Source organism: Pseudomonas sp. Z18(2022), from assembly GCF_036346535.1.
GTDB classification, from domain to species: Bacteria; Pseudomonadota; Gammaproteobacteria; order Pseudomonadales; family Pseudomonadaceae; genus Aquipseudomonas; species Aquipseudomonas yamanorum_A.
Genome location: NZ_JAOTOA010000002.1, coordinates 514,924 through 540,063, shown reverse-complemented (window position 1 = coordinate 540,063; position 25,140 = coordinate 514,924). Strand labels below are relative to the sequence as shown.

Here is a 25,140-nt window from a genome sequence, read left to right as displayed (position 1 = left end):
TCACGCGGATTGGACGCCGCTTTCCGTGCCTCCACGTCCCTCCTGAAGACGCACGTGTCCAGGAGGAACGCACCGAGGCATCAAGCCTCCCGATGTGAAAAATATTACGTGAACAACGTTTTTATCATCTCGTCGGAGTATTGGTAATTCATGCGCAGTTCTGCCCCCGCTGGAATATCTTGCGTCGCAAATACCACTGGCAGGGTGTAGTCCTTTCTTTTTGGTGTGGCGCTCTCGCCCACTCCCAGCATCAGGTCCGCCTCAATCTCGAAGGACACGGCTTCCACGTTATAGCCCTGGGCAGCCTGGCGTAGCGGCTTGCCATCCGCGTCATATTCCAGAACCGTGTTTATTCTGGAAAGGATGTTGTCTCCCGACAGGAAGATCGGCTCACTGGTGAGCACGTCTATCTTGAGGGTTGGCCTGTCGCCGACACGCATGGTGTAGGTGTGCCCTTCGGACCCGAAAATTCCTGTGGGAAGAATGGTCCCGCCATACACACCGACTATTTCGCCTTTGGCGATACGCCGGTTGGCAACGACCATGTTTTGTCCTATCAGGGACTTTTCTTGCGGCACCTGCATATCCTGCTCAATGAACGCGCGCACCTGCAGTTTTTCTTCATACAGCGCGCCGACGCCCTCATATCCTTCAAACTTGATGTAAGGCTTGATGGGCTCTGAGGTGTAGTGAGTACCGGACTCCAGGGTGATGCTTCTCTCCAGCTTGCGAATACGCACCGGCCTGCCCTGGAGATCTCTCAACGGGTACTTGCCGTTGTTGGCACGCACGTAAGTCCCCGGCGGGTGTTGCCTGACCGTAAAGTGAATTTGCTGCCTCATGGTGCGAAGTTCGTCTGACGTATAGGGCGCCGCCGCCATGGATTCCACGGCCTCCTCAAATTCACTGTCAGACCCGCCGCCCGCCAAGCCTCTGCGCGTCCAGCCTCCCGCCACCTCCGGCTTGGCGACAATGCCGCTGCTGACCAGTTCGTAGGGGTTATTCGGGTTCTGCACCCACAACAGATAATGCTGACCGTCGCCCGCGTCCGGCATGCTTGCAATAAAATACGGTGCCTTGTTGAACTCAATGGCACGCGCCTGTGAAAGCTGCAAACCCGGCACCGCGTCGGCTTCAACCAGCGCCTCAAGGGGTTCCCGGGGGAGCCGCATTTCGGCGATTTCCTGGCGGGTCAGCCTGCCGATCAGTTCGCCCTCCTTGATTGCCAGTTGCGCATGCAGGTCATCGGCTTTCTCTTTGTAGACGGTCGCCGACAGTTCCTGGGCCTGCTGTTTTTCATGCAGCGCGGCCAACTGTTGCTGGTAAGGCTCGCTTTGGGCATCGAACTGCGAGCGGTATTTCCGGGTGACATAGTCTTGCCAGAATTCCCGAGACAGCAGCGCCTGAAACTCTTCGGCGGAGTTATCCAACGCGATCACCTTGGCATAGGCACCGTCCAGCATCGTGGGCGTGACCCCCGCCATGCCGATGAACGTGACGTGCTGTGGCTGCCCCGGTAATTGCAGGCGGTCCTTGAGGCCGTAGCGATAGGCCAGACGGATTTCCACCTCCTCTGCCAAACGCTGCCTATGGGGCAGTTTATCGGCCGTGGACACGGCAGGGTCGTTGACGATGGCTTCGCTGCGCTGGATGTCCGCCGCCGCGATCTTGTCGACCTCATGCAAACGCAACAGCCCCTTGGACAACTCGGACAACTGTGTGCCCAGGGTCTGATCCATGGCCTGCGTCCGGGCCTTGTAGAGCAGGGTCCTGACCTCCAGGTTACTGAACGAATACGCAGCACGGTCGCAGCAACCCGGCTCGCCGGCCAGGTCGAACAGTTCCTTGCGCAGGCGTTGGGACTCGGGGGTGTTTTCGCTGATGCTGTCGATCACCTCCCAGACTCGGCGCCGCAGGTCGCTGCTGTCGGCCTTCGTCAGGTCCAGGCGCTGCAGAATCTCGAAGAAAGGTGCCGCGCCTTCCTGCTCCTGCAATACACGCCATTGGGCGCGGCGCAGCGTGACTTGCTCCCCGGGCAACCCAAGGACCCAGCGCTGGAACGGGTTTTGCGAAGCCGTGCCCACTGGCGCTCTGGTCGAACTATTCAGTGCCGTGGCGACCAGGCGGCTGGGGTTATCCGGAGTCGCCAGCCGGGCCTGTTCAAGGCGGGCACGGTAGGCGCTCACCTGTTGCACAGTGGCCACCGACAAAGGGTTATTGCTCACGTCGGTCACGTTATTCACCTGGGCCATGCGGCCCAGGTTCGCCTCTGACGGGGCGATGACCGCATCCGGGATCGTCGTGATCTGGTTATTGTTCAGGTATATCTCGTTAATCCCCGTGTGCTCGGTCAGCCCGGCAGGCCACGTATCAATGCCGGTATTTCTCAGGTCCACCGTACGTATGTCAGTCAGCAGGCTGAAGTCCGGTGCCAGGCCCAGCGGGTTGTTAGACAGCCACAAGGCCCTGAGGGTGATGCGCCCAGACAGGATGCCGACGGCTGTCGGGGTCAGCCGGATCTGGTTGCCGTTCAAGGTCAAACGAGTGAGGCCATTCATTTCGCCCAGCGCCAGCGGCAATGCCAAGAGTCGGTTGTTCGACATATCCAGCCAGCGCACCTGTCGGAATCGCGTGAGAAACCCTTCCGGCGAAGCATTCAGGCCCATGTTTTTCAGTTTGAGCGAGCCCACATGGCTGAAATCGACATCCAGATCCGGCAGGCTGGGCAGACTCAGGCCACTGAGGTCCAATTCATAGCCGATCGGTGTACCGTCGAAGGCGCTCACCTGCTGGCCTTCCTTGCGCCAGCACTGGAGGATCCGTTGCCGCGCCATGAACCTGTCGTCGGCGGCCGAGAAGTTGAGGCCCCGCTCCGAGGTGAGAACGTAATGCTGACTCGTACCGCCCCCCGAAAACGCCCAGGCGTTCAGCTGTCTTTCCAGCGTGTCAAATTCCCGTTCGACCTTGAGCAGGTCGTCTTCTGACGCCCCCCAGATAAACCGCTTGAGTTGCGCAATGGTTTTCTTCGGATAGATGCGCCGAAACCTTTCAAGCCTGGGGTTGGGGCTGTCAAACGCGTCGAGATGCTCGGCGTTCATCAACTCGGGCCGCACCAGGTCCAGGCGTTTCCAGTAACGGTCAAACTTCATCCAATAATCGGAGGGAAATTGATTACCGTGAAGCAAGGTCACGTTGTTGATCCTGGCCATCGCTTCCAACTGATCGTCCAGCGGGTTGAGGTGTGAGGAGGGCGCTTCCCTTAGTTGGTTGTAACGCAAGTCGAGGAGCTGCAGGCCCGTCTGATGTTGCAACCCCGTCGGCCACTGAGCCAGTTGCGTGTTGCTCAACCTCAGCTTCTTCAAGCGGTTCATGCCACTGAAGTCCGGGGTCAGGCCCAGCGCATTACCCGACAGGTCGAGCTCTTCAAGGTTGCCCAAGGCGCCCAGTGTTGCGGAGCTTTGCGGGGTCAAGCGGATGCGGTTGGAGCGCAGATTCAACAAGGTCAGGTTGTTCATTTCGCCGATCACATCAGGCAGCTCGGTGAGCCCCACGCTGATAATGCCCAGCTCTTTGACGTGGGTGAAACGCTTGATAAATGCTTGAGCCGTATCGGACCACTTGATGCCATACAGCTCAAGCGCCCGAACATGGCTGAAATCTGCATTCAGCACCGGTAACTCCTGCTCAGGACCTGCGTGCAACGAGAGGGTGTCGGTCTTGCGGCGCCAGCAGCTTTCGATCCTATCGGCAAAACCGCGCGCCCAACCTCCTGCACGGTCATACGCAGTCACCGGATTTTTCGGGGCGTTGGCTCGCACCCAGACCTGCAGGTCACGTTGGAGGGTTTTGTATTCGAGTTCCAGCGCCGTCAACCTGGCGTGCGGGTCGGGCGCCAGTGAAGCAATAAAGTGGGTGAGTTCTGCCTCGTTTAAGGTCGGATACAGTACCCGGGCCCGGGTTTTCGCCCTGGCCCGCGAAGAGCTGAAAACGTCGGCGACCATCTTTCGAATGCCGCTACCGCCCAACAGACGCATGGAGGGGTCGTAGGCCGGTTTACGCACAGGATTGGCCAGCAACACAGCGCGCAACTGTTCGCGAGGCAAGGGGGAAGCTGTAACGGCCTGCTTTAACTGGCGTGCGTCGGTCATCGCCAAGGCCTGACGCTGCGCGACAGACAAGGCATCCCAGGCAGCGGCGTAAACGTCCCCGGGCATGGGCGCCTCAAACAAACCGTCTTCCCTCAGGACCAGCGTCTTGACCTGCACCGCGTTGGGGGAACCGATCGCATCCAGCAGCGGCCCCGTGGCCGAATATTGGCGCAGTTCCATCCGCGTTCCTTGCGGCCATCCAGGCAACGTTTCCACGCTATGCAAGGCCAGGCGCAGGCTGTCCAGATTGCCCGGCGTGTCCAGGTGAAGCCCCTCATAGGCACGCGACACCCGCACTTCCTGCTCATACCACTTCGCTTGCTCGATGCGCGGAGGTGGCAACAAGCCGGTGTCGTGAAACGCCTGCTGCGCTTCGACCGTCAACCCGCTGAGTAACTGCTCAGCCACTGACGTCGGCAGCATGGGGTGGCTGGCCATCACCCTCTGCACGTCGGGATCGACGGAGGCAGTCAATGCCTTGTAACGCTCTTCAATCAACGCGCTTTTGAACGTATCGACGGTGTCGGCGATGTGCTGACGTAATTTACCCGCCCGTACCGCCTGCGCGTCCAACGCACTGCCCGGGACGTCCTTGAGCTGCGGATCAATGCCCTGCAACGTGTTCAATACTTGCTCAAGTAACTGCCCCCGAATCAGTTGCTCGTCCGTGAGTACGACCACTCGCGTGGGCCAGGACGCCAGCGCCTCACTCTGCCAGAGCACCCTGCCGTGACTGGCCAGGACCCGCAACGCCACGTCTGTGGGCAGCATGCCGTGTCGCTGCATAATCTGCAGTTGCAGCGCCGGATCGGCCTTGGCGTACTCGGCAGGTTCAGCGCTGCTCATTTGCTCGACAAAGGTCGTCAAGGCTTGATGGGCCTTGAAGCGCTCGAGGGTGTCGTTGAGCATCAGGGGCACCGGCTCATGCTCGACAACCGCCTGACGCAACACGTCATCCTCCACACCGCTGGCGGCACGGGCTTGCTCCAGCCGCTCGGGACTAAGCGGCGTCTGTTCAAGCCCCAGGCGCCTGATCAGGGTCTGACGGTCCCAGGTCAGCGGCGCGTCCACCTCGTGGCTCCAGACACCGGCATGGTTATGCCCAAGCTGCGGTTGATAAGCATCGGCTCGGCTGGGGTGGCGAATATGATGCTGCCCTGTTTCAGCGTCCTGTACGACACGGAAATAATCGCCATCGAGGGCCAGGATGGTCTGGCCGTTGTGCTGGTAAAGCCCCAACTCATCCGGCGTTGCATCGGCGCCCAACTCAATGGGCACCTTGTAAGGCGACAGGTCAGGGTTCCACAGCAGCTGCTTGCCCGACGCCAGGGTGACGGGCCTCAGATTGTCGACCACTCCCGCTGTGTTGATACTCGGCAACACCTTGGCCCCGACGCCCAGCATCGCGACATTGAGGGCAACGCTGGAAAAGTGTGCCCACATCGTTTTCACATCGCCTCGCTCATAGGCTTCGATGCCTTCATACACTTCAAAGCACATCTGCGTCGCACCCACGAGCAGCATGACCGGGCCCAGCCCCGGCACGACAAAAGCGGCGAGATTGAACACGCTGATCACCGCATCCACGTAGCCCTCCAGTCGCGCGATGCGTGCCTTTTGGTCTTCATCCCCGGTGGGCACCGCGACGGCGCGGGCATCGGCCAGAATCTTGCGCACCTGCGCCTTACGCAGTTGTTCCCACAGGTTGCCGTTGACGCCCGCCTCCTCTACGGGCAATCGCTTGGGCGTTGCCGCCAAGGGGTAATCACCCGCCACGCCGTTACCATTGGCGGGTTTGTACAGCAGGTTGAATTGCCGGAAAAACCTGCCCTGGTCGCCCTGGGGCACGAACCGGCTGAAAAAGCGCCGGTACGACACACCGTGCAAGCGGGTTCTGAGGTCGGCCATGAACTCGCTACTGGACGCATACTCCTTGAGCGGTTGCTGTGGGTCATGGGGAATGTGTACCAGCAGCCGCTCGACCCTGTCAGAGTCGAGACGCGCGGGGCCAATCAGCAAGGGCCCCACCAGCACGCTGCCGAACACCTTCAGCGCGGCAAACGTCACGGGTTTGCCATCGAGAGTGGCCTTGCCCGGGTCAGTGATGACCTGTTGGATCATGCGATAGCCGTCGGCGCTGATCCCCCATTCGGGCTGGTGCATCGCCACCTCGGCGCTCAGCGCCAACAGTTGTCGCTGATGCTCTCGCAATTGAGTTTCCAGAGCGGCGCGCTGGCTGTTATCCGTGGGTTGGACAATCGCCTTGAGGTGCTTCTGATACAAACCGCCCAAGTCCAGAGTGCGGCACAGCTGGGCAAACTCATGGGGGTTTATGGCCAGGGCGGCACCTTTGATCGCCTCGGGGCTCGGGATGATTTCGCCGTCATACGCGCTCCAGGTTGTGATGACCTGGCAATCTGCACACTCACTGGCTTTTTCTTCGTCGGGAACGAAATTGGCCAGGGCCGCCTCCAGCAGGGAAATACCCCGGTACTCAAAGCGTTGCGACGGGCCACGGTGCTGGTCGAAGACAAACGCACCGCCCAGATCGCCGCGAGCGTTAACCTCATACTTGCTGGCGAAATAGACGTTGTTGACGTCCAGATCCAGGTTGAAGCGTTGCTTGATGGCGTCTTTAAGCGGCTGCTCGGCAAACGCCTTTACGTCCCTGATCTCGCCCAGGGTGTTCTCGACCTGGTTCAGGGCCTCGCGATAACGGGTATGGCTGTCAGCCAGGTCAGCCTTTTGCTGATGCGTGGCGTTCAGGTACCAGTTGGGCAGTTCCATCTGGTGGTTGGCGAGTTCTTCCTGGCGCCGGTTCAAGGCCCCGAGAAACCAGGCTGGGACGCGGTTTTTGAGAAAGTCGTAATGCACACCCCGAAGGTCAACGTTGAACGTGCCTTCGGGGGTGGGGTTAATGGGTTGTTCTGACATATCGGGCCATCCATGACGGGCTGTAAAGAATCCAACCTATCGAATTGCGCTGCCTGAACGTCCCTAGATATGTAGGTGAATCAAAATGCTCACCGGCAATGAACGACACCTGACGCAGGTGTACTTAGAGCGGATGCTTTTCCAGCAGCTCTCGGCTCAACGTCTCGATCAACTCGGACTCTTCTATCTGCCACTGCGCTGCCAGCGTATCGGCCTGCTCGGTATAAGCGCTGCCCGACAGTTCGCCCGATGAAGAGCGATCATGCAGGCTGGCCTGATGCACATCAAACGGTTTGCGCTTCGCCTCGAACTGCGGGCGGTAGGTGTTGGTCACATAGTCTTTCCAGAAGTCCCGCGCCAGCAATGCTTGAAATTCCGCCGGGGAGTTGTCCAGGGCAATGACCGCGTCGTACGCCTGATTGAGCATCGGCGCAGTGACTTGCCCCAACTGGATGAACCTGGCCTGGCTGGGCGCCGCCGGCAGCTTGAGGCGGTCCTTGAGGCCGTAGCGGTAAGCCAGGCGGATTTCGACTTCTTCCAGCAGGGCAATGCGGGCATCTTGTTCCAGAAGCGTCAGCCCCGGCGTGCTGCGGATCGCCGCCGTCCGACGCTCGATATCCGTCAGGGCCATTTTCTCCACTTCATCCAGGCGGAACAGCCCACGTGCCAACTTCAACAGCTGCGCCGCCTGCTGCCCCTGCTCTGCCTGGGACTCGGCCCGGTAGACCAGCGACATGATCTCCAGATTGCTGAACGACAAGGACGCACGGTCACAACACGCCGGGCGTCCCGCCCATTCGAACATTTGCTCGCGCAATGCTTCAGACTTGACACTGTCCTGGGTAATCGTATCGATGACCGCCCACACCCGCTGCTGCAGATCTTCTTCGCCAGCGCCGGCGTTTTCCAGGCCCGCGAGCAGGTTAAAGAACCCGTCAGCTTTCTCATGCCTGGCCAATGCTGACCATTGCGCCTCGCGCGTCGCCAGTTGGTCCGCTGGCAGGTCGACAGTCCAGCGCAGGATTTGCCTAGAAACCTGAGGGTTCGGTCGAGTCGGCACGCCGGCGCCCACGGAATAAAACCTGAAACCCGATTCAGCCCGGTTACGTGCCAGGTCAGGATGCTCTCGCTCAAGGCGATCCCAGTAATCATTCAGCCGTTGCTGGGTTGCCTCGGACAGTGGGTTGTTGGCGAGGCTTGTTACGTTATTGGTCCGTGCGATCCGCTCCAGGTTTTCAGCCGAGGGTGCCACCACGCTGTCGGGAATGGTGGTGATCCGATTGTTGTCCAGCACAACCCAATCGAGCGACGGTTGCTCAAACAAACCCACCGGCCACGCCTCAAGTTGCGTATTGCCGAGAGCGAGTCCACGCATATCGGTGATTGCGCTGAAATCCGGCGCCATGCCCAGGGGATTATTCTGCAGCGACAACACTCTGAGGGTGGTTCGCTCGGACAACACTCGTGCGGTTTCAGCGGTCAATCGAATGCGGTTGAAGCTTAGATTCAGGCGGGTCAGGCCGTTCATGTGCTCCAGTGCCTGGGGCAGCCGTGTCAATTGGTTGCCCGCCATGTCCAGCCAGCGCACGTGCCGAAATCGCGTCAGAAAACCGTCCGGCGAACTGCTCAGCTCCATTTTCCTCAACTTCAACGAACCCACATGGCTGAAGTCGGCATCCAGGTCCGGCAGGCTCGGTAACCGCAGTTCGCTCAGGTTAAGTTCCAGGCCGATCGGAGTGCCGTCGCTAGCCAGTTGTTGTGCGGTCTCGCGCCGCCAGCAGCGCAGGATGCGACCCATCGCCTGGTACCGATGCTCTTGGGCAGCGTCCGCTTGTACTACCCGTCGAAGCGCCCTGTATCTTTGCGACTCGCCCACTCCGGAGAATGCCCAAGACGACAGCTGGCTGTTCAACCGCTCGTACTCTTGCTCCAGGGCTGCCAATTTCGCCTCCGCCTCCGCCTGCTCCAGCGGTTGCAGGAAGGCTTGCACCTGCTCATCGTCGAACTCGGGGTACAGATCGCGAACCCGGGTGGCCTGCGGGTCCACTACCTCAAAGGCGCCGGGCTGCCCGCCCACCAATAGCTCCGGCCGCGTATCTGTCAGCCGTTGCGAATACGCCTTGAGCTGTTGATAGCCGTCCAAGGAAAACGGATTTCCTTGCAGCAGGGTCACGCGATTGATGCGGGCTTGCGCCTCCAGTTGTTCAGGCGCGGGATTGAGGATGGCGGGCGGCACTTCCCGCAATTGGTTGTTGCGCAGATCCACCAGTTGCAGGTTCGGTTGTTCCACAAGCCCAGTAGGCCACTGGCTGATGCCGGTGTCACTCAGGTTGAGACTCTGCAATTGGCGCAGCCCGCTGAAATCCAGCACGCGCCCCATCAACACATTTCGCTGCAGGTTCAGGGTTTGCAGCGTACTCAACCCCTCCAGCAGGGCGATATCCCTTGCACTCATGGGAATCAGGCAGTCACTCAAGTCCAGGTGAGCCAACTCTTTCATGTCGGCAACCGCCTCGGGAATACGGCTAAAAAACGCGACCTTGATACGCAGGCGCTTGAGCCGGGTAAACCTCTTGAGGAACCCACCGGCGCGATCCTTAAAGGTCGAACCATCAAGGACCAGTTCCTCAATATGGTTGAAGCTTGCGTTCAACGGGGGCAACTCTCTCGCCAATTGCAGGTTCAGTGTCGTACCACTGCGACGCTGCCAGCAGCGCTGGAGCTTGAGGGCGATGGCCTGTCTTTCCGCGATCTTCCAGCGGTGGTCGCCAGGTTGTGAGGCCGGCTCTTGCACCCAGGCCGACAACTCCTGTTTCAAGGTCGCAAACTCGCCCTCCAGCCGGCTCAATTCATTACGGGGAGAGCCGCCCAGGTTTTGCAGAAATGCATCGGCTTCACCCTCGGTAAAGTCGGGGTACAACTTGATGATCCGACCGCGTGGTGTGCGCAACAGGCTTGCCAGTTGCTGACGCAGGGGCATGCCACCGATCAGCCGCGAACCGGGCGCAAGATCAGGCTTGAGCACCCGCTGTTCATGCAACACCGACTGCAAGTCATCCCGTGGCAACGGCGCCTGTTCCACAGCCTGTTTCATCCGCAGGCCATCGCGCAAGGTGAAACCCAGCGCCTGCCGTTCCTCGGGCGACAGGTAGGACAGCACCGCGCAATACAGGCTGCCGGCACCGTCCTGGGCAAAGCCGGAGCCATCGTTGACCGACAACACGCCCCGCACTGGCGACTGCGCGTCGCCGATGCTGTCCAGCAGCCGGCCCTGTGGCCCGCCTTCTCGCAATTCAAACCGCGCCTGCGCCGGCCAGCCGGGCAGGGTTTCAAGGCTGCGCAACGCCAGCCGTTCGCTGTCGACACCGGCGGAAATATCCAGGTGCAGCCCTTCATAGGCCCGGGTCAGGCGCAGCTCCTGCTGGCACCACTGCGCCCACTGATCGATCCGTGGCGGCAGTTCACCGGGGCGGCCGAGGGCTTCCAGTTCCGCCTCGGTGGCGTGTTCCAGCAGTTGCTCCACCACGGCGTCCGGCAGGTGCCGGTAGCGCGCCTTGACCCGCCCGATCAAGGGGTCGGCGGCCGTATTCTGCGCATCGTAGAGGGATTCAAAAAGCGTCAGCCGGTTGTGCTGCGCATCGGCTGCGATCTCTTTGCGCCACGCGCGGGCCCTCTCGGCCACCCTCATCTGCGAGGTCCCGGGCACGCTGCTCATGTCCACTCGGTTGGCCTTGAACAGAACCAGCATGCTCTCCAGCAACGAGCCCTGAGTACGGGTGTCTTCACTGACCACAAACGTGACGCGCTGGGAGCTTCCTTGCGGCCCGGGCGGGTCTTCCCAGATAACCTTCATCCGGCTGTCCAACACCCGCCAGGCCGGCTTCTGCGGCAACAGGCCCTGGCTGCGCATGATTTTGAACTGCAAGCCCAGGTCCGCCTGGGCGAAGACTCGGGGATCATCACTGGCGATCTGCTGCGCGAAGGTTTCAAGGTCATGCTCGATACGAAAACGGCTGAGGGTGTCGCTGAGCTGCGCCGACGGCCGATCCTGCTCGACATACTGGCGGCGCAAGGTGTCGTAGTCGGCACCACAGGCCGTGCGCACGCGCTCAAGCTGGGCATCGCTCAGGGCCTGGGCGCGATACCCCAGGCGCTGCATCAGGGTCGGGCCGTCCCAGGTCAGCGGGTCTTCAGCGCCATGGGTCCAGATACCCGCTCCGTTGTGCTCCAGGGGCACCGCGTAGCCATCGGCACGGGTTGGATGGGGAATTTGATACTCGCCACTGACCGGGTTTTGTTCCACCACATGGTTGCCGCCGTCGAGGGGCAGAATGTGCTGGCCGTCATGGCGATGCAGGCCCAGCTCATCGGGCACTGACTCGGCGGGCAGCTTCACGTCGCTGCGATAGGGCACAAGGTCCGGTTTCCACAGGCGTTGCTCGCCGTTGGGCAACTTGACAGGCTGAAGTTCGTCGATCAACGGCGGCGTCTCAACCTTGGGCAATTTCGCCAGGCCCTTGCCGACCCCGGCCATCAGCCCCAGCATGGCCAGGTTCTGTGCCACGTCGATCAGGTGCTGCCGAGCGGCCTCGCGGTCACCCTGTTCCCACTCCATCACCCCTTCGAACGTCTCGTACAGCAGTTGCTCGACCATCACCGCCATCATCACTTCGCCCAGCACCGGCACGAACATCGATAGCAGGCCAACCGCCGCAAATCCGCCTTCCAGCCAGTGCGCAAGTTTCTGTGCGCGAACCCGCGCATCCACATCGGCGGTGGGCACGGCCTGGTGACGCGCATCGGTAATGATCTTGTCGCGCCCGCTCTCATACAAGTCAGTCCACAGGTCGACATTGGCCGACCACAGCCCATGCCGGGCGACGACCATCGGCTGCAGTTCAGCCCCCGCATCGGTTTGGCGTGTGGCCGTTTTTTCCGGCGGCCATTCCTGAGGCTTGAGCAGCATCGACGCGAGCGGGTTCGTCACGTCGAAGACGCTCTGGAACACCGGCGACTTCACGACGGTGCTGAGCATTGAAGTGGCGTTCGACTCGGCCCGGGTAAACCGACTGAAGTAATACGGGTGCTTGGCGGCGTCGACAAACTGGCTGAAAAACCGCTGATAACGCGTGGGTTGCGGGCCCGTCGCCGCCGTGACCTGGGCCGGGTCCGTCGCCAGCAATTGGCGGGTGAGTTCTTTCTTCAAGTCATCAAAGCGGTTGTAACGCTTGAACGGATGCTCGGGATCATGGGGCACGTAGACAATGGAGACTTCGCCGTAGCGGTATTTTTCGGTGAGCTCGAACGACACGCAGCCCTTGAGCTTGAGCCCCATGACACTGAGCGAAGAAAACCACACCGGCTTGCCGCGCAGCGTAGGGTTGCGTTCGCCGTTAATGACCTGCAGCACCATGGCGTAGTCATCCGCCTCGATGTCTTTCTTGACCAGGGCCATGTAGGCCGCCGCTTTCATCGCATCCTTCTGGCTGGTGATGATGGCCTCGCGCAGGACGGTGTCGACGTGCGCCTCTTCGGTCCCCAGGTTGTCCTTGAGGTAGGCCTGGTACTGCGCGCCAATGTCCAGGCTGCGGCACAAGTTGATGAACTGCTCGATAGTCAACGAGCTACTGACCGGCGCACCGTCCTTGGTGACGAATTGGGACGCCTCGTCATAGAAGTCCGCGCCGCCTTCGTCCGCTTCGAAGTTGTGCAAGGCCGCGTGCAGGAGTGAGACGTTCAACACATTGAACTCCCCGACCTTGAGGTCAAACACCCCCAATTTCACGGACTTTTCCAGCTTGATAAAGGTGTCGTCGACATCCAGTTCAACCTTGAAACGATCCTTGAGCGCCTTGACCAGTAGCGGTTTGGCAAACGCCTCGACCGCCGGCACGTTGGCCATGCGGCCATCCACCGCTTGCTGCGATTGCAGGCTGGTGCGGGTGTAGCGTTTCAGGGTCTGGCGTTGCTCGGATGTCAGGCCCTGGAACCAAGGCAACTGATCAAACGCATTCACCTGCTTCTCCAGACGCTGTCGGGCAAATGCCTTGATCAGCCACTCGGGCACTGCATGGGTAATAAAGTCCTGATTGGACAGGGACAGGTCCGGAGTGCTTGCTTGCCGTGATGTCATGCTCGCACGCTCTGCACGTTGAATGAGGGTTGCAAGCCCAATGCCCTTGAGCACCGTTCCGGCCCCCCTTGGCTGGATAGTCTGGTGGCCCACAGGATCTGGTCGGTCAACGCCACGAATCGGGCGAAGAATTGCTGATGCTCCGTGGGCTCGACCATGGTTGGGCGACCGAGGCCCGGTTTGGGCCAGTTTTTCAGCCGGCGCGTCAGCTCCTGCTCGAACGGGTCAAAGGTTTCATAACGCTTGATCGGGTGTTCCGGGGTGGCGTGGATCAGGCTCTGGGGAATGGCAGCCTTGATGTGGTCGTAGTGACGGCGCTGAACGCCGGAAACGGGCGTTTGAGAGGTTGGCATACACACCTTCCTTGGAAGAGGAGAAAGGTGATTACCTTAATCACCCACCTTCCAGGGCCGGGCGTAACTATGTAGCGGGCAGGTAGCGGGCAGGTAGCGGGCAGCGCTTACTCGACGACGAGGCGGCCCAACCGCTGCTTGAGCATCTGGTTTTCGGCACGCAGTTGCTGCACTTCTTCCAGCAGGTCCAGCGCCAGGGCGACGCCTTCCCATTCCAGCTCCAGGTCCTTTTGCAGCGCCGACGCACGCTTGGCCAGGGCCAGTTCGTAATCGGTGAAACGCCAGGACTCCGGACTCGTCCCCACCGGTTCAACAATGCCGTGCTCGACGATTTCGATCACGTAGGCCACCGACAGATCGGTGGCCTCACAGAATTCTGCCATGTTCACTTGAACCAAACGGGGACTGCTCATCGTTAGCTACTCCATGATTCTCTTGGATCGAAGGCGGCTTTTTGTGCCAGTTCCTGCCACAACGCCTTGACCTCGTCGTCGGTGTTTTTCGGCATCACCGCCTTGAGTTGCACAAACAGGTAACCGCGCTGCCCGGCCTTGTTCAACAAGCCGTGGCCCTTGGCGCGCATGCGCTGGCCGTTCTGGCTGCCGGCGGGCACCTTGAGGTTGATCTTGCCAGTGAGGGTCGGCACCGCCACCTCGGTACCCAGCGCGAGCTCCCACGGGGCCAGCGGCAGGGTGATGATCAGGTCTTCGCCTTCCACATCGAATTTGGGGTGCGGCGCGAACTTGATGATCAAGTACAGATCACCTGCGGCCCCACCGCCAATCCCCGGCGCGCCCTGGCCCTTGAGGCGGATGCGCTCGCCGTCGGTCACACCGGCCGGGATCTTCACGTTCAGGCTCTTGGTGGTGTTGCTGACGTGCTGGCCGGCCGCGTTGTACTGCGGCACCTGGAAGTTGACCTGCTTGGACTCGTTGGACAGGGTCTCTTCGAGGAAGACCGGCAGTTCCATTTCCACATCTTGCCCTCGACGCCCGGCACTGCGGCCCTGGGCGCCACCAAAACCGTTGCCGCGGGAACCGAAGATCGAGCTGAAGAAGTCCGAGAAGTCGCCGGTGTCCTGGCCACCGCCGCCGTAGCCGCCACGGCTCTGCCAGCCTGGCGGGCCCTGGAACGGCTGGCCATGCTGGCCGTATTTGCGCAAATCGTCGTATTCGGCGCGCTTGTCGGCGCTTTTCAACGCTTCATAGGCTTCGGACGCGTCCTTGAACTTGGCTTCAGCGTCCTTTTCCTTGCTCACGTCGGGGTGATATTTGCGCGCCAGCTTGCGATAGGCGGCCTTGATCGTCTTGTCGTCGGCAGTCGGCTCGACGCCGAGAATCTTGTAATAGTCTTTGAAGTCCATCGGGGGTTTCACCGTCCGTTATCGATATCGCACTGCCAGCGTCACAGCATGCGCCTGTTTGCGGCGTCTGGATTGACCGATCTCAATCTTGTGACCGAAGGGTGCGTCAGAAGTTTATCGGCGCTGCGGGCAGAATCCTGCAGCCACCAACCGTATGGAGGGGATTTGGGGGCAAACACCGGGCTTTCAAGGTAACAAGTGTGCTGTATTTAGCGGATAGTCGGCCTACGCATCTGCACGCGGGTGGCATACACTGCGCGGCCGTTTTTCAACCGGAACCCGATTGACATGAAAAACCCATCCCCAGCCCGTGCCTGCGGTATCGACTTCGGCACGTCCAACTCCACCGTCGGCTGGATTCGTCCCGGCATGGAAACGCTTATCGCGCTGGAGGACGACAAGATCACGCTGCCGTCGGTGGTGTTCTTCAACTTCGAAGAGCGCCGCCCGGTGTACGGCCGCCTGGCCCTGCACGAGTACCTGGAAAACTACGAAGGCCGGCTGATGCGCTCCCTCAAGAGCCTGCTGGGTTCCAAGCTGATCAAGCACGACACCAGCGTATTGGGCACGGCGATGCCGTTCACCGACCTGCTGGCGCTGTTTATCGGCCAGCTCAAGAGCCGCGCAGAGACCACCGCCGGGCGTGAGTTCGACGAAGTGGTGCTGGGCCGCCCGGTGTTCTTCGTCGATGACGACCCGATGGCCGACCAGGAAGCCGAAAACACCCTGGTGGACGTGGCCCGCAAGATCGGGTTCAAGGACATCTCGTTCCAGTACGAGCCGATCGCCGCGGCGTTTGACTACGAGTCCACCATCGAGAAAGAAGAGCTGGTGCTGATCGTCGACATCGGCGGTGGTACCTCCGACTTCTCCCTGGTGCGCCTGTCGCCCGAGCGTCGCCAGATCGACAACCGCCACGACGACATCCTCGCCACCGGCGGCGTGCACATCGGCGGGACCGACTTCGACAAGCAACTCTCCCTGGCCGGCATGATGCCGCTGTTCGGCTACGGCAGCCGCATGAAGAGCGGCGCCTACATGCCCACCAGCCACCACATGAACCTGGCGACCTGGCACACCATCAACTCGGTGTACTCGCAAAAATCCAAGCTGGCATTGGGCAGCATGCGCTACGACATCGAGGACACCGGCGGCATCGACCGCCTGTTCAACCTGATCGAACAGCGCGCCGGGCACTGGCTGGCGATGGAAGTGGAAGAAACCAAAATCCAGCTGACCCAACAGGACAGCCGCCATGTGCTGCTGGACCGGGTTGAGCCTGGGTTGAGCGTGGAATTGAGCCGGGCGTTGTTCGAGTCGGCCATTGATGGCCTGCTGGAGCGCGTGCGCAACAGCGTGACCCAACTGCTCAACGATGCCTCGGTGGACGTGGCCCAGGTGGACACGGTGTTCTTTACCGGCGGTTCCAGCGGGATTCCGGCCCTGCGCCACAGCATCTCGGCGATGCTGCCGAATGCGCAGCATGTGGAAGGCAATATCTTTGGCAGTATTGGCAGTGGCCTGGCGATTGAGGCCAGCAAGCGCTACGGCTACTGATTACACGGCTTGTGTGGCGAGGGAGCTTGCTCCCGCTGGGGTGCGAAGCGCCCCTAAAAACTGGGCCTGCTACGCAGTCCAACGGGAGCAAGCTCCCTCGCCACAAAAAGCGGATCGCTACACCATCCCCGCCAGCTTCAACTCACTCTTCAAGTACGCGTAATAAATCGGCCCCGCCACCACGCCCGGCAGGCCGAAGGCGGCTTCGAACACCAGCATCGCCAACAACAATTCCCACGACTTGGCACTGATCTGCCCGCCGACAATCCGCGCGTTGAGGAAGTACTCGACCTTGTGGATCACGATCAGGTAACCCAACGCCGCCACCGCCACCCAGATCGACAGCGACAAAGCCACGATCGTAATCAAGGTGTTGGACATCAGGTTGCCGATCACCGGCAGCAGGCCCAGCAGGAACGTCAGCACGATCAGGGTCTTGGTCAGCGGCAGGTGGATCCCGCACAGCGGCAGCACCACCGCGAGGAAGATCGCCGTGAACGCAGTATTCAGCGCGGCGATCTTGATCTGGGCGAAGACGATGTTGCGAAAGGCCTGGACCAGCAGGTGCAGGCGATCAAACAGGGCAGCCGCCAGGGGTTTGCGCTTGGTGAGGTCCGGCACGCGTTGCAGGGCGATGATCGCGCCCAGCACCATGCCGATCAGCAGGGTCACGAACATGTGCGCGGCGTCTTTGCCCACCAACTGCAGTTCGCTGAGGTGTTTGCTCAGCCATTCGCCAATGGCCACGCGGAACTCGGCAGCACTGGCCGGCAGGTAGGCGTCAAGGAACGGCGGCAGTTGGCCGCGGGCACGGTCGACCACGCCCATGAATTTATCGAGGGAAGCCCCGGGATTTTCCGCTTCGTGGAGCAGGAAGCTGATGGCCCCGGCAAAAATCAGGGTCAGGATGCTGACGATCAAGGTCCCCAGCAACGCCACTGCCAACCAGCGCGCACGCCGGCCTTCGATCAAGCGCTGCAACTGCGGGGTGAGCATGTTGACCAGCTCATACACCAGCAGCCCGGCCAGCAGGCTCGGCAGCAACTTCAACGGCAAAACCAGCAGCAGCCCGCCAAAAATAAGCACGCAACTGACCAACAACAACACGTGACGCTGAGAAAACGTTGGCATACAGCCTCAAAACGAACGGCGTTAAAGGATGGGCAGTCTGCCAGCCTTGGGGAAATCAAGCGAGAAGTCTAAACGCGGTCCAATGTGGGAGCTGGCTTGCCTGCGATGGCGGTGGGTCAGTCAGCAGAGGCATCGACTGTCAGATCGCGATCGCAGGCAGGCCAGCGCCCACAGGTTTGTGCATTATTTCTTCAGGCAGGTGCTCATAAAGGTTTTACGCGCATCGCCGGTCAGCGCCTGGGTTTTCGCCGTGGCGTTGCAGTCTTTCATCTTCTGCTGCTGTGGGGTGAGGGTCTTGGCGTCGTTGGCGGCCGGGGCGGCCGACAGGCACGTTTTCATGAATGCCTTGCGATCATCACCGGTCTTGCCACTGGTCTTGGCTTCGGCGTTGCACGAGGTCATTTTTTGTTGCTGAGCCGTCTGTGCGGCAGTCGCGGCAAAGCCTTGAGAACACAACAGCAAGCCCATCATCAACAGCGGAATACGCAGCATCTTCATGGAGTTTTCTCCCTGTTACCGTGCCGAGGGGCACGGCCTCTCCAGCAGTGTAGTCAAACCCTGTTACACGTTCACCTGCCGCGGATATTCGTCCGACGGTACTGCTCCGGGGTGCAGCCCGCCTGGCGTTGAAACATGGCGATGAACGCCGAGGCGGTGCTGTAGCCCAGGTCAAACGCCACTTCCTGGACGCTGCGCGAGCTGTCCAACGCTTCGATGGCTGCAAGAAAACGCAGGCGTTGGCGCCACTCACCGAAACTCATTCCCAGTTCGCGCGCGAATTGCCGGGCCAGGGTGCGCTCGCTGACATGTGCCTGTTCCGCCCACTGGGCCAGCGCGCGGTTATCGCCGGGATCGGCCTGCATGCCCTCCAGCACGCCGAGCAGCCCGGGATGGCTGGCATACGGCAGGAAACAATCATGCACCGGGGCCTGCCGGAGCTGGTCGACCAGCACCTGGGCCAGGCGCACATCGGCTTCATTCTCGGGAATATTCACGTCGCGCTCGGCGAAGTCACTGAGGATCGCCTTGAGGATATCGCTGACGCTCAGGGTGCACGGCTGCGCCGGCAAGTGCTCGCACAGCGCGGGCGCCAGGTACACCGAGCGATAGACAATCGCCTGGGCGTTGTAGGAGCTGTGCTGGGTGTTCGGCGGGATCCACACCGCGTATTGCGGTGGCGACATGAAGCGGCTGCCCGCCACTTCAAAGCGCATCACGCCACGGGCCGAGTAGTCCAAAGAACCCCATGCATGCTGGTGGGCGCTGGCGTGGGTGTCGGCCTCGAACTCCGAATATCGGAAGTACACCGGGGACGGCAATTGGTCGAAATCGGGAAGGTTGATGTACTTCTTGAGCATATTGTCTGGATACAAAGGTCGGATGGCTGGATCGAAGTATAGGCTTCGATCCAGACAAAGGATAATTGGCCTTCATAGACGCAACGGGTTCCTTTCCATGCAATACGCTTATCCGTTACTGGCCATTTTTATCTGGGCCGGCAATACCGTGGTCAACAAGCTCGCGGTGGGGACGATTTTTCCCGCCGAGATCGGCTTTTATCGCTGGCTGCTGGCGGGGTTGCTGTTTACCCCGTTCATGCTCAAGCCGGTCATCGCCAACTGGCCGCTGATCCGCCCGAACCTGGGCAAGATCTTCATCCTCGGCGTGCTGGGCATGGCGGTTTATCAGAGCCTGGCGTATTACGCCGCGAACCTGACCTCGGCCACCAACATGGGCATCATCCTCTCGCTGATGCCGCTGATGGCCCTCACCGCCGCCATCATCAGCCTCGGCCAGCGCCTGACCTTTGGCGCCCTCACCGGTGCCGTGCTGTCGTTCGCCGGCGTGGTGGTGGTGGTTTCCGCCGGCAGCCTCAGCGCCCTGCTGCAACACGGGCTGAACCTGGGTGACGCGATGATGCTGGTGGCCACCCTCGCCTACGCGGTCTACAGCACCTTGCTGAAAAAATGGCAGCTGCGGTTGCCGCCACTGGTGTTGCTGTATTTGCAGATACTGGTGGCGGTGGTGGTGCTGTTTCCACTGTTCCTGTTCTCCGACAAGGCCGGCCTTGGCTGGTCGAATATCCCGCTGGTGCTGTATGCCTGCCTGCTGGCCTCGATGCTTGCGCCGTTGGCATGGATGCATTCGGTGAAAACCCTGGGCCCGAGCCGCACCACGCTGTTTTTCAACCTGCTGCCATTGATCACCGCACTGATTGCCGCGGTGGTGCTGAAGGAGCAGTTGGCGATGTATCACCTGGTGGGTGGCTTGCTGACGTTGGGCGGGGTGATTTTGTCGGAGCGCTGGACGACGCCGGTTCGCAGCAAGGTCAGTGTTGCCTGATCTGACGCCATCGCAGGCAAGCCAACTCCCTCATTTGATCGGCATTTAGCCGGACAACTCGGTCCAGTGTGGGAGCTGGCTTGCTGCGATGAACGATAACCCGGCCTGCCGGTTGCCATGACGCTACTTAAGCCCCACCACACCGGCGACGATCAGCCCCACCGACACCAGCTTGACCAGCGTCAGGCTCTCCCCCAAAAACATAAAGCCGAGAAACACCGTGCCCAATGAGCCGATGGCCGTCCAGATCGGGTAGGCAACACTCACCGGCAGCTCACGCATGGCCAGGGTCAGGAAATAAATTCCGCCCACCGCCGCGATGACCGTGATCAACGATGGCCACAGGCGGGTGAACCCCTCGGCGTACTTCATGCTCATGGCGAACGTCACTTCGAACCCGGCCGCGATCAACAGGAAGAACCAGGACACGTCAGAAGCTCCCGGCCAGATCGCGCAATTGGCCCTCAACGGCGTCACAGGAACGGCGGAACACCTGCGGATCAGACTCCTCGCCCTCGGCCGCAATCACCGTGACGTCGGTGATGCCGATAAACCCCAACGCCGTTCGCAGGTGCGGATCGGCATGGTTCATCGCCTCGTTTTCACCGCCCGGGCCAAAGCCACTCCCGCCGCGACTGGTGATGATCAGGGCCTTTTTACCCAGCAGCAACGGCTGGTACTGGGCGATGCCCTGGCTGTCCTGGGTGATGTCCACGGTGTGGCCCATGCGCACGACCTGGTCGATCCAGGCCTTGAGGCCGCTGGGAATCCCGAAGTTGTACATCGGCACGGAAATCACCAGCAGCTCATGTTCGATCAACTCGGCTACCAGCTCATTGCTCAGTTGCAAATCGGCGTGCATGGACAACGGCATCGACTGCGGCTCGGGGTGAAAGCTGGCGGCAATGAACGCTTCGCTGACATGGGGAATCGAGGCACGGCCGACTTCGCGGCGGGTCAGGTACGCGTCGGGGTTCGCGGTGTGCCACGCAGCGAGAAAGACCTCGGCCAGGCGCCGGGAATGGGAACGCTCACCACGGGGGCTGGAATGGATCGCAAGCATTTTTTTCATCTGTAGACCTTCACGCGCTAGACTCAGGCAACCTGAATGGCTGCCTCTGCTGCACACAAATCTAGAGATGCGCAGCTTGCCTCACAAATGAGCAATAGTTGCTTTGGATGAGATCAATTCATCCATGGAGCCTTACATGTTTGCCTCGCTGCCCCTGACCGCCCTGCGCGCCTTTGAATCGGCCTCGCGCCTGTTGAGCTTCAAGGCCGCCGCCCAGGAGTTGTCGGTTACCCCGACGGCCGTGTCCCATCAGATTCGCTCCCTGGAAACCTGGCTCGGCGTGCCGCTGTTCGAGCGCCTGCCGCGTCAGGTCCGCCTGACAGAGTGTGGCGAGCGATTGTTCCACAGCCTGCACGGCGCACTGCTGGACGTAGCGCAAAGCGTCGACACCCTGCGCCCGCAGCGCAGCGCCGGCCATCTCACGCTGTCTACCACGCCGGCGTTCGCCGCCTTGTGGCTGGTGCCGCGACTGGGACGCTTCTACGCCGCCCATCCGGATATCAGCCTGCGCCTGGACACCAACTGCGATGCGGTCAACCTGCAGCAGGATGCAAGCATCGACCTGGTGATTCGCTACAGCGCCAGTAGCTACCCCGAGCTGTTTGGTTTATGCCTGTTCGATGAGTCGTTCGCGGTGTATGGCTCACCCGCACAGGTCGCACTGGCCGCCCGGCAGACGCCACAGTTGATCAGCGTGTATTGGCACAGTTGCAAACTCTTCACCGCCGCCTGGAAAGACTGGTGCGCCAAAGCCGCTGAGAACTGGCTGCAGTCACCACAGTTGATCCGCGAATACGACGAAGAACACTACGCCCTGCAGGCAGCGATTGCCGGCCAGGGCCTGGTATTGGCCAGCAACATTCTGGTCTCGGAAAGCGTGGCCAATGGACTGCTGGTGCCCTACCGGCCAGAGATCAGTGTCGACGGTTCCGGCTACAGCGCCCTGTGCGTACCGGGTCGTGAACGGCACCCGCCGGTCCGGGCGTTTTTTGAGTGGTTGCAGGAGGAAGCGCAACTGTCGGGGCACGCGCTGTAAAATCCGATAAAACTTTTTGCGTTGCCTGGGACTCACAATTGGATGCGATCACGCCGACAGAGCGTGGCGTAAAACCGGATCAGCCCCAGGAGAATCAAGATGACCGACTCACATTTGTCTGACATAGCCACCCTGCGTGACCGCGCCCGCAAGAACGTCGAAAACGGTGCCGTGACTGAAGGCTACGACGCCGATCGCCAGGAAATCCTGCGCCTGCTCAACGAATCCCTGGCCACCGAACTGGTGTGCGTGCTGCGCTACAAGCGCCACTATTTCATGGCCAATGGCGTCAAGGCCCATGTCGCCGCCGAGGAATTCCTTGAGCACGCCACCCAGGAAGCCGAACACGCCGACAAGCTGGCCGAGCGCATCGTGCAGTTGGGCGGCGAGCCGGAGTTCAACCCCGACCTGCTGTCGAAGAACTCCCACGCGCAGTACGTGGCCGGCAACACCCTGAAGGAAATGGTCTACGAAGACCTGGTGGCCGAGCGCATCGCGGTGGACAGCTACCGCGAGATCATCCAGTACATCGGCGACAAAGACCCGACCACTCGCCGGATCTTCGAAGACATCCTGGCCCAGGAAGAAGAACACGCCGATGACATGGCGGATATTCTGCAGGACCTGTAATTAACGAAGCTAACACCGCAAACCCCATGTGGGAGCGGGCTTGCCCGCGATAGCATCACCTCGGTGCAACTGAAATACCGAGGTGCCTGCATCGCAGGCACGCCAGCTCCCACATTTTTTGGTCCCGACTTCTCCAGTTAGCCTTTCACCGTCTTCGGTGCCTTGCCTTCCTTCATCTGTTGCAGCAACGGCGCACACTGGTTCGGCTCGTCGCCGCTCGGTGCCACCAGCGCCAGCAGGCCCGCCGCCGGTCCGGCAATCACGCCGAGCGCAACCATGCCCGCGCCACGCAACATCAACGGCACGGCCTTTACCCCCGCATTGGGCTTGATAAACGGCCCATTGACGTACAGCGGCGAGCGCAGTGAAAACAGGCGGAAGCCCTTGGACTCCGGCGTGATGGTCAGGTCCAACTGTTCGCTGGCCATGTTCGCCGTGCCATCGATGTAGATGATGGCGTTCTCGGTATCGAACACAAACAGGCGAGTCGTCGCCAGGCCGGACTTGATACCGAAGTCGGCGGCCGCGCAGTTGATCTTCACTTCCTTGTCGCCAAACAGGCGGCCGACCACGTAGTTGCCCACGTTGAGCCCGGCGATTTCCATCAGGCTGCGGCTGATGGCGCCGTCGTTGATCAACATCTTCAGATCGCCATTCGAGGTGCCGAGCAAGGCTGCGACAGAGTTGCCGCGCCCGGAAATGTCCGCGTCGCCGTTGAGTTCACCAAAGCTGGTCTTCATCGGCTCGAAGGTCGGGAACAACTGCTTGAGCTTGAAGTTGCGAGCGGTAAGTTTGGCCTGGCCTTCCATCGGCGTGATGCGCCCGTTGAGGCGGATCTGCGCGTCGAGCTTGCCGCCGGCCACGCCGAAACGCAGGGGCTCCAGGCTCAACTGGCCGTCGTTGAGCACCAGGTGGGTATAGAGGTCGGTGAACGGCAAATCAGCACTGTGGACGATGCGCTTGCCGGTGAATTCAACGTCGGCATCCATATCGCGCCAGCGCTCGGTGCGGAACTCTTCCACCGGCAGCACCTTGGTTGCCGGCTGCTTGCTTTCGCCGCCACGGGCCTTTTGTTTGGCGTTGGAGTCGGCACCAATCAATGGCGCCAGGTCAGTCATCAACAATTGGTTGGAGACCAACGCACCCGTGAGTTTGGGCCGGGGTTGGCTGGCGACATAGCCCAGGTTGCCGTGGATATCGCTGTTGCCGATCTTGCCGTTGAAGTTTTCATACTGGAACGACGCACCGCTGGCCTCATGCAGCTTGGCGATCAGGTGGCCGTCGGTGGAATAAGCCGGCGAATCCGGCAAGGTCACGCCGGTCAGCGGGTACAGGTTGCCCAGGCTGCTGCCGGAGAGTTTGAGGCGCAGGTCGAGGGCGCCGAGGTTCATCGGGTCGGTCAGGGTGCCGGCCAGGGCGATGCTGGTGTCGCCGATCCTCGCCTGGGCTTGCAGCGGGAACGGCTTGGCCGCGTCCTGCAGCGCCAGCAGCCCACCGATCTTGCCGGTGCCATCGAGTTTCTGGCCGTGGTACTGGCCTTTGACCTTGAGGCCGAACGCGTAATCCTGCGGCGCCGAGCCTTTTTCCAAGGCCTTTTTGGCGTCGGCATCACCGACGATCTCGCCGAAAGGAATCGGCTTGCCCAGCAGGTCGATCACCACGTCAAGCTGGGTCTTGAGGGTTTGGTCGTCGAGGGTCACGTGGCCCTTGTCGAAGCCGATGGCGCCGATATCCACCACCCAGTTGGACGGTTCGGCGTTGGGGTCCTTGGGGTCGAACTTGAAGGTCCAGTTTGCGCGACCATCGGCGAGGCGCTGCAATTGCGCGCTCGGTTCGGTGAGGTCGATACGCGGGATCACCACGCGCTGGGCCAGCAACGCCAGGGGCGAGATACGCAGTTCCACGCGCTTGAGGGTGACCATCTGCGGGGTTTTCGACCAGTCAGGGTTGCCCAGGGTCAGGTCTTCGGCAATCACATGGGGCCACGGAATCCAGGCGCGCCAGCCGCCTTCGTCAGGCTCGCGCTGCCACACCACGGCCAGGTTGCCGTTGATAGCAAAGTCGCGATGCAGCTCTTCGGAGACCTTGGCGTTGAGCGGCGGCTTGATCCGGTTCCAGTCGAAGAACACCAGCACCAAAACCACGATGGCGATTAACAAAACGAAGCTGGCGCAGCTCCAGGCGAGAATTTTACGAGTGCGCGTCATTGCACAGGACTCCAGGTTACGACTGAGCGGGCGCCTTGGGGCGCACGTTTTGACTACAGCTTATATGGCTACGACTGACAAACGGCGCGGGGGTTTAACCCCATCGATGAATTAGCCGTAAAAACAGATTTTTCTGATCAACCGGACAGCTTCAATCATCAACGACGCACCGTTGTTACCCACGATCGTGTCGAAAATACCCACCACGGTGCAAAACCGCGGGCTTGAGACGT

Annotated in this window: 15 protein-coding genes; 4 read left to right on the top strand and 11 right to left on the bottom strand. The window is 60.8% G+C overall.

The window, feature by feature from the left end; all coding sequences use genetic code 11:
- Window positions 1-104 precede the first annotated feature (104 nt).
- The 5 genes from V3W39_RS07680 to V3W39_RS07660 all read right to left on the bottom strand — a co-directional run bounded on the left by V3W39_RS07680 (window position 105) and on the right by V3W39_RS07660 (window position 14,931).
- A complete protein-coding gene (locus V3W39_RS07680) occupies window positions 105-7,082 on the bottom strand; it encodes an NEL-type E3 ubiquitin ligase domain-containing protein (RefSeq protein ID WP_330212442.1) in 6,978 nt (2,325 codons plus the stop codon).
- Between the two features lie 124 nt (window positions 7,083-7,206).
- Window positions 7,207-13,215, bottom strand: coding sequence for a dermonecrotic toxin domain-containing protein (locus V3W39_RS07675; RefSeq protein WP_330212441.1), 6,009 nt, complete (start codon window positions 13,213-13,215; stop codon window positions 7,207-7,209).
- The gene (locus V3W39_RS07670; RefSeq protein WP_330212440.1) at window positions 13,212-13,568 is read right to left on the bottom strand and encodes a hypothetical protein; all 357 of its coding nucleotides are present in this window, start codon (window positions 13,566-13,568) and stop codon (window positions 13,212-13,214) included. Before V3W39_RS07670 ends, V3W39_RS07675 begins: the two co-directional genes overlap by 4 nt.
- Window positions 13,569-13,675: 107 nt before the next feature.
- On the bottom strand, window positions 13,676-13,981 hold the full coding sequence (locus V3W39_RS07665; protein WP_177041353.1) for a chaperone modulator CbpM: 306 nt from the start codon (window positions 13,979-13,981) through the stop codon (window positions 13,676-13,678).
- Between the two features lie 2 nt (window positions 13,982-13,983).
- The gene (locus tag V3W39_RS07660) at window positions 13,984-14,931 is read right to left on the bottom strand and encodes a DnaJ C-terminal domain-containing protein (RefSeq protein ID WP_177041351.1); all 948 of its coding nucleotides are present in this window, start codon (window positions 14,929-14,931) and stop codon (window positions 13,984-13,986) included.
- Between the two features lie 288 nt (window positions 14,932-15,219).
- Here V3W39_RS07660 and V3W39_RS07655 point away from each other — a divergent pair, with 288 nt between their 5' ends.
- Window positions 15,220-16,488, top strand: a complete 1,269-nt coding sequence (locus V3W39_RS07655) for an Hsp70 family protein (RefSeq protein WP_093202293.1) — start codon at window positions 15,220-15,222, stop codon at window positions 16,486-16,488.
- 117 nt (window positions 16,489-16,605) lie between these two features.
- Here the strand turns inward: V3W39_RS07655 and V3W39_RS07650 are convergent, their stop codons facing one another.
- The 3 genes from V3W39_RS07650 to V3W39_RS07640 form a co-directional block, all read right to left on the bottom strand.
- On the bottom strand, window positions 16,606-17,619 hold the full coding sequence (locus tag V3W39_RS07650; RefSeq protein ID WP_003217402.1) for an AI-2E family transporter: 1,014 nt from the start codon (window positions 17,617-17,619) through the stop codon (window positions 16,606-16,608).
- Window positions 17,620-17,802: 183 nt separating this feature from the next.
- The gene (locus tag V3W39_RS07645) at window positions 17,803-18,117 is read right to left on the bottom strand and encodes a PsiF family protein (protein WP_177041349.1); all 315 of its coding nucleotides are present in this window, start codon (window positions 18,115-18,117) and stop codon (window positions 17,803-17,805) included.
- 71 nt (window positions 18,118-18,188) lie between these two features.
- Window positions 18,189-18,977 (bottom strand): AraC family transcriptional regulator, encoded by a 789-nt coding sequence (locus tag V3W39_RS07640; protein ID WP_177076186.1) that lies wholly within the window; start codon window positions 18,975-18,977, stop codon window positions 18,189-18,191.
- 97 nt (window positions 18,978-19,074) lie between these two features.
- On the opposite strand from V3W39_RS07640, the gene V3W39_RS07635 reads away from it, so the two are divergent.
- Complete coding sequence (locus V3W39_RS07635) at window positions 19,075-19,962, top strand: DMT family transporter (RefSeq protein WP_177041345.1); 888 nt, start codon at window positions 19,075-19,077, stop codon at window positions 19,960-19,962.
- Between the two features lie 123 nt (window positions 19,963-20,085).
- Here V3W39_RS07635 and V3W39_RS07630 read toward each other — a convergent pair whose 3' ends face one another.
- Both V3W39_RS07630 and V3W39_RS07625 read right to left on the bottom strand, forming a co-directional pair.
- The gene (locus V3W39_RS07630; RefSeq protein ID WP_177041343.1) at window positions 20,086-20,391 is read right to left on the bottom strand and encodes a DMT family transporter; all 306 of its coding nucleotides are present in this window, start codon (window positions 20,389-20,391) and stop codon (window positions 20,086-20,088) included.
- Between the two features lies 1 nt (window position 20,392).
- The gene (locus tag V3W39_RS07625) at window positions 20,393-21,034 is read right to left on the bottom strand and encodes an FMN-dependent NADH-azoreductase (protein WP_177041341.1); all 642 of its coding nucleotides are present in this window, start codon (window positions 21,032-21,034) and stop codon (window positions 20,393-20,395) included.
- A gap of 124 nt (window positions 21,035-21,158) precedes the next feature.
- Here V3W39_RS07625 and V3W39_RS07620 point away from each other — a divergent pair, with 124 nt between their 5' ends.
- On the top strand, window positions 21,159-22,070 hold the full coding sequence (locus tag V3W39_RS07620; protein ID WP_259195373.1) for a LysR substrate-binding domain-containing protein: 912 nt from the start codon (window positions 21,159-21,161) through the stop codon (window positions 22,068-22,070).
- A 99-nt stretch (window positions 22,071-22,169) separates the two neighbouring features.
- Window positions 22,170-22,700, top strand: coding sequence for a ferritin-like domain-containing protein (locus V3W39_RS07615; protein ID WP_259195307.1), 531 nt, complete (start codon window positions 22,170-22,172; stop codon window positions 22,698-22,700).
- A gap of 137 nt (window positions 22,701-22,837) precedes the next feature.
- Here the strand turns inward: V3W39_RS07615 and V3W39_RS07610 are convergent, their stop codons facing one another.
- Window positions 22,838-24,907: an AsmA family protein gene (locus V3W39_RS07610; RefSeq protein ID WP_177041337.1), complete on the bottom strand. Its 2,070-nt coding sequence runs from the start codon at window positions 24,905-24,907 to the stop codon at window positions 22,838-22,840.
- Between the last annotated feature and the right edge of the window lie 233 nt (window positions 24,908-25,140).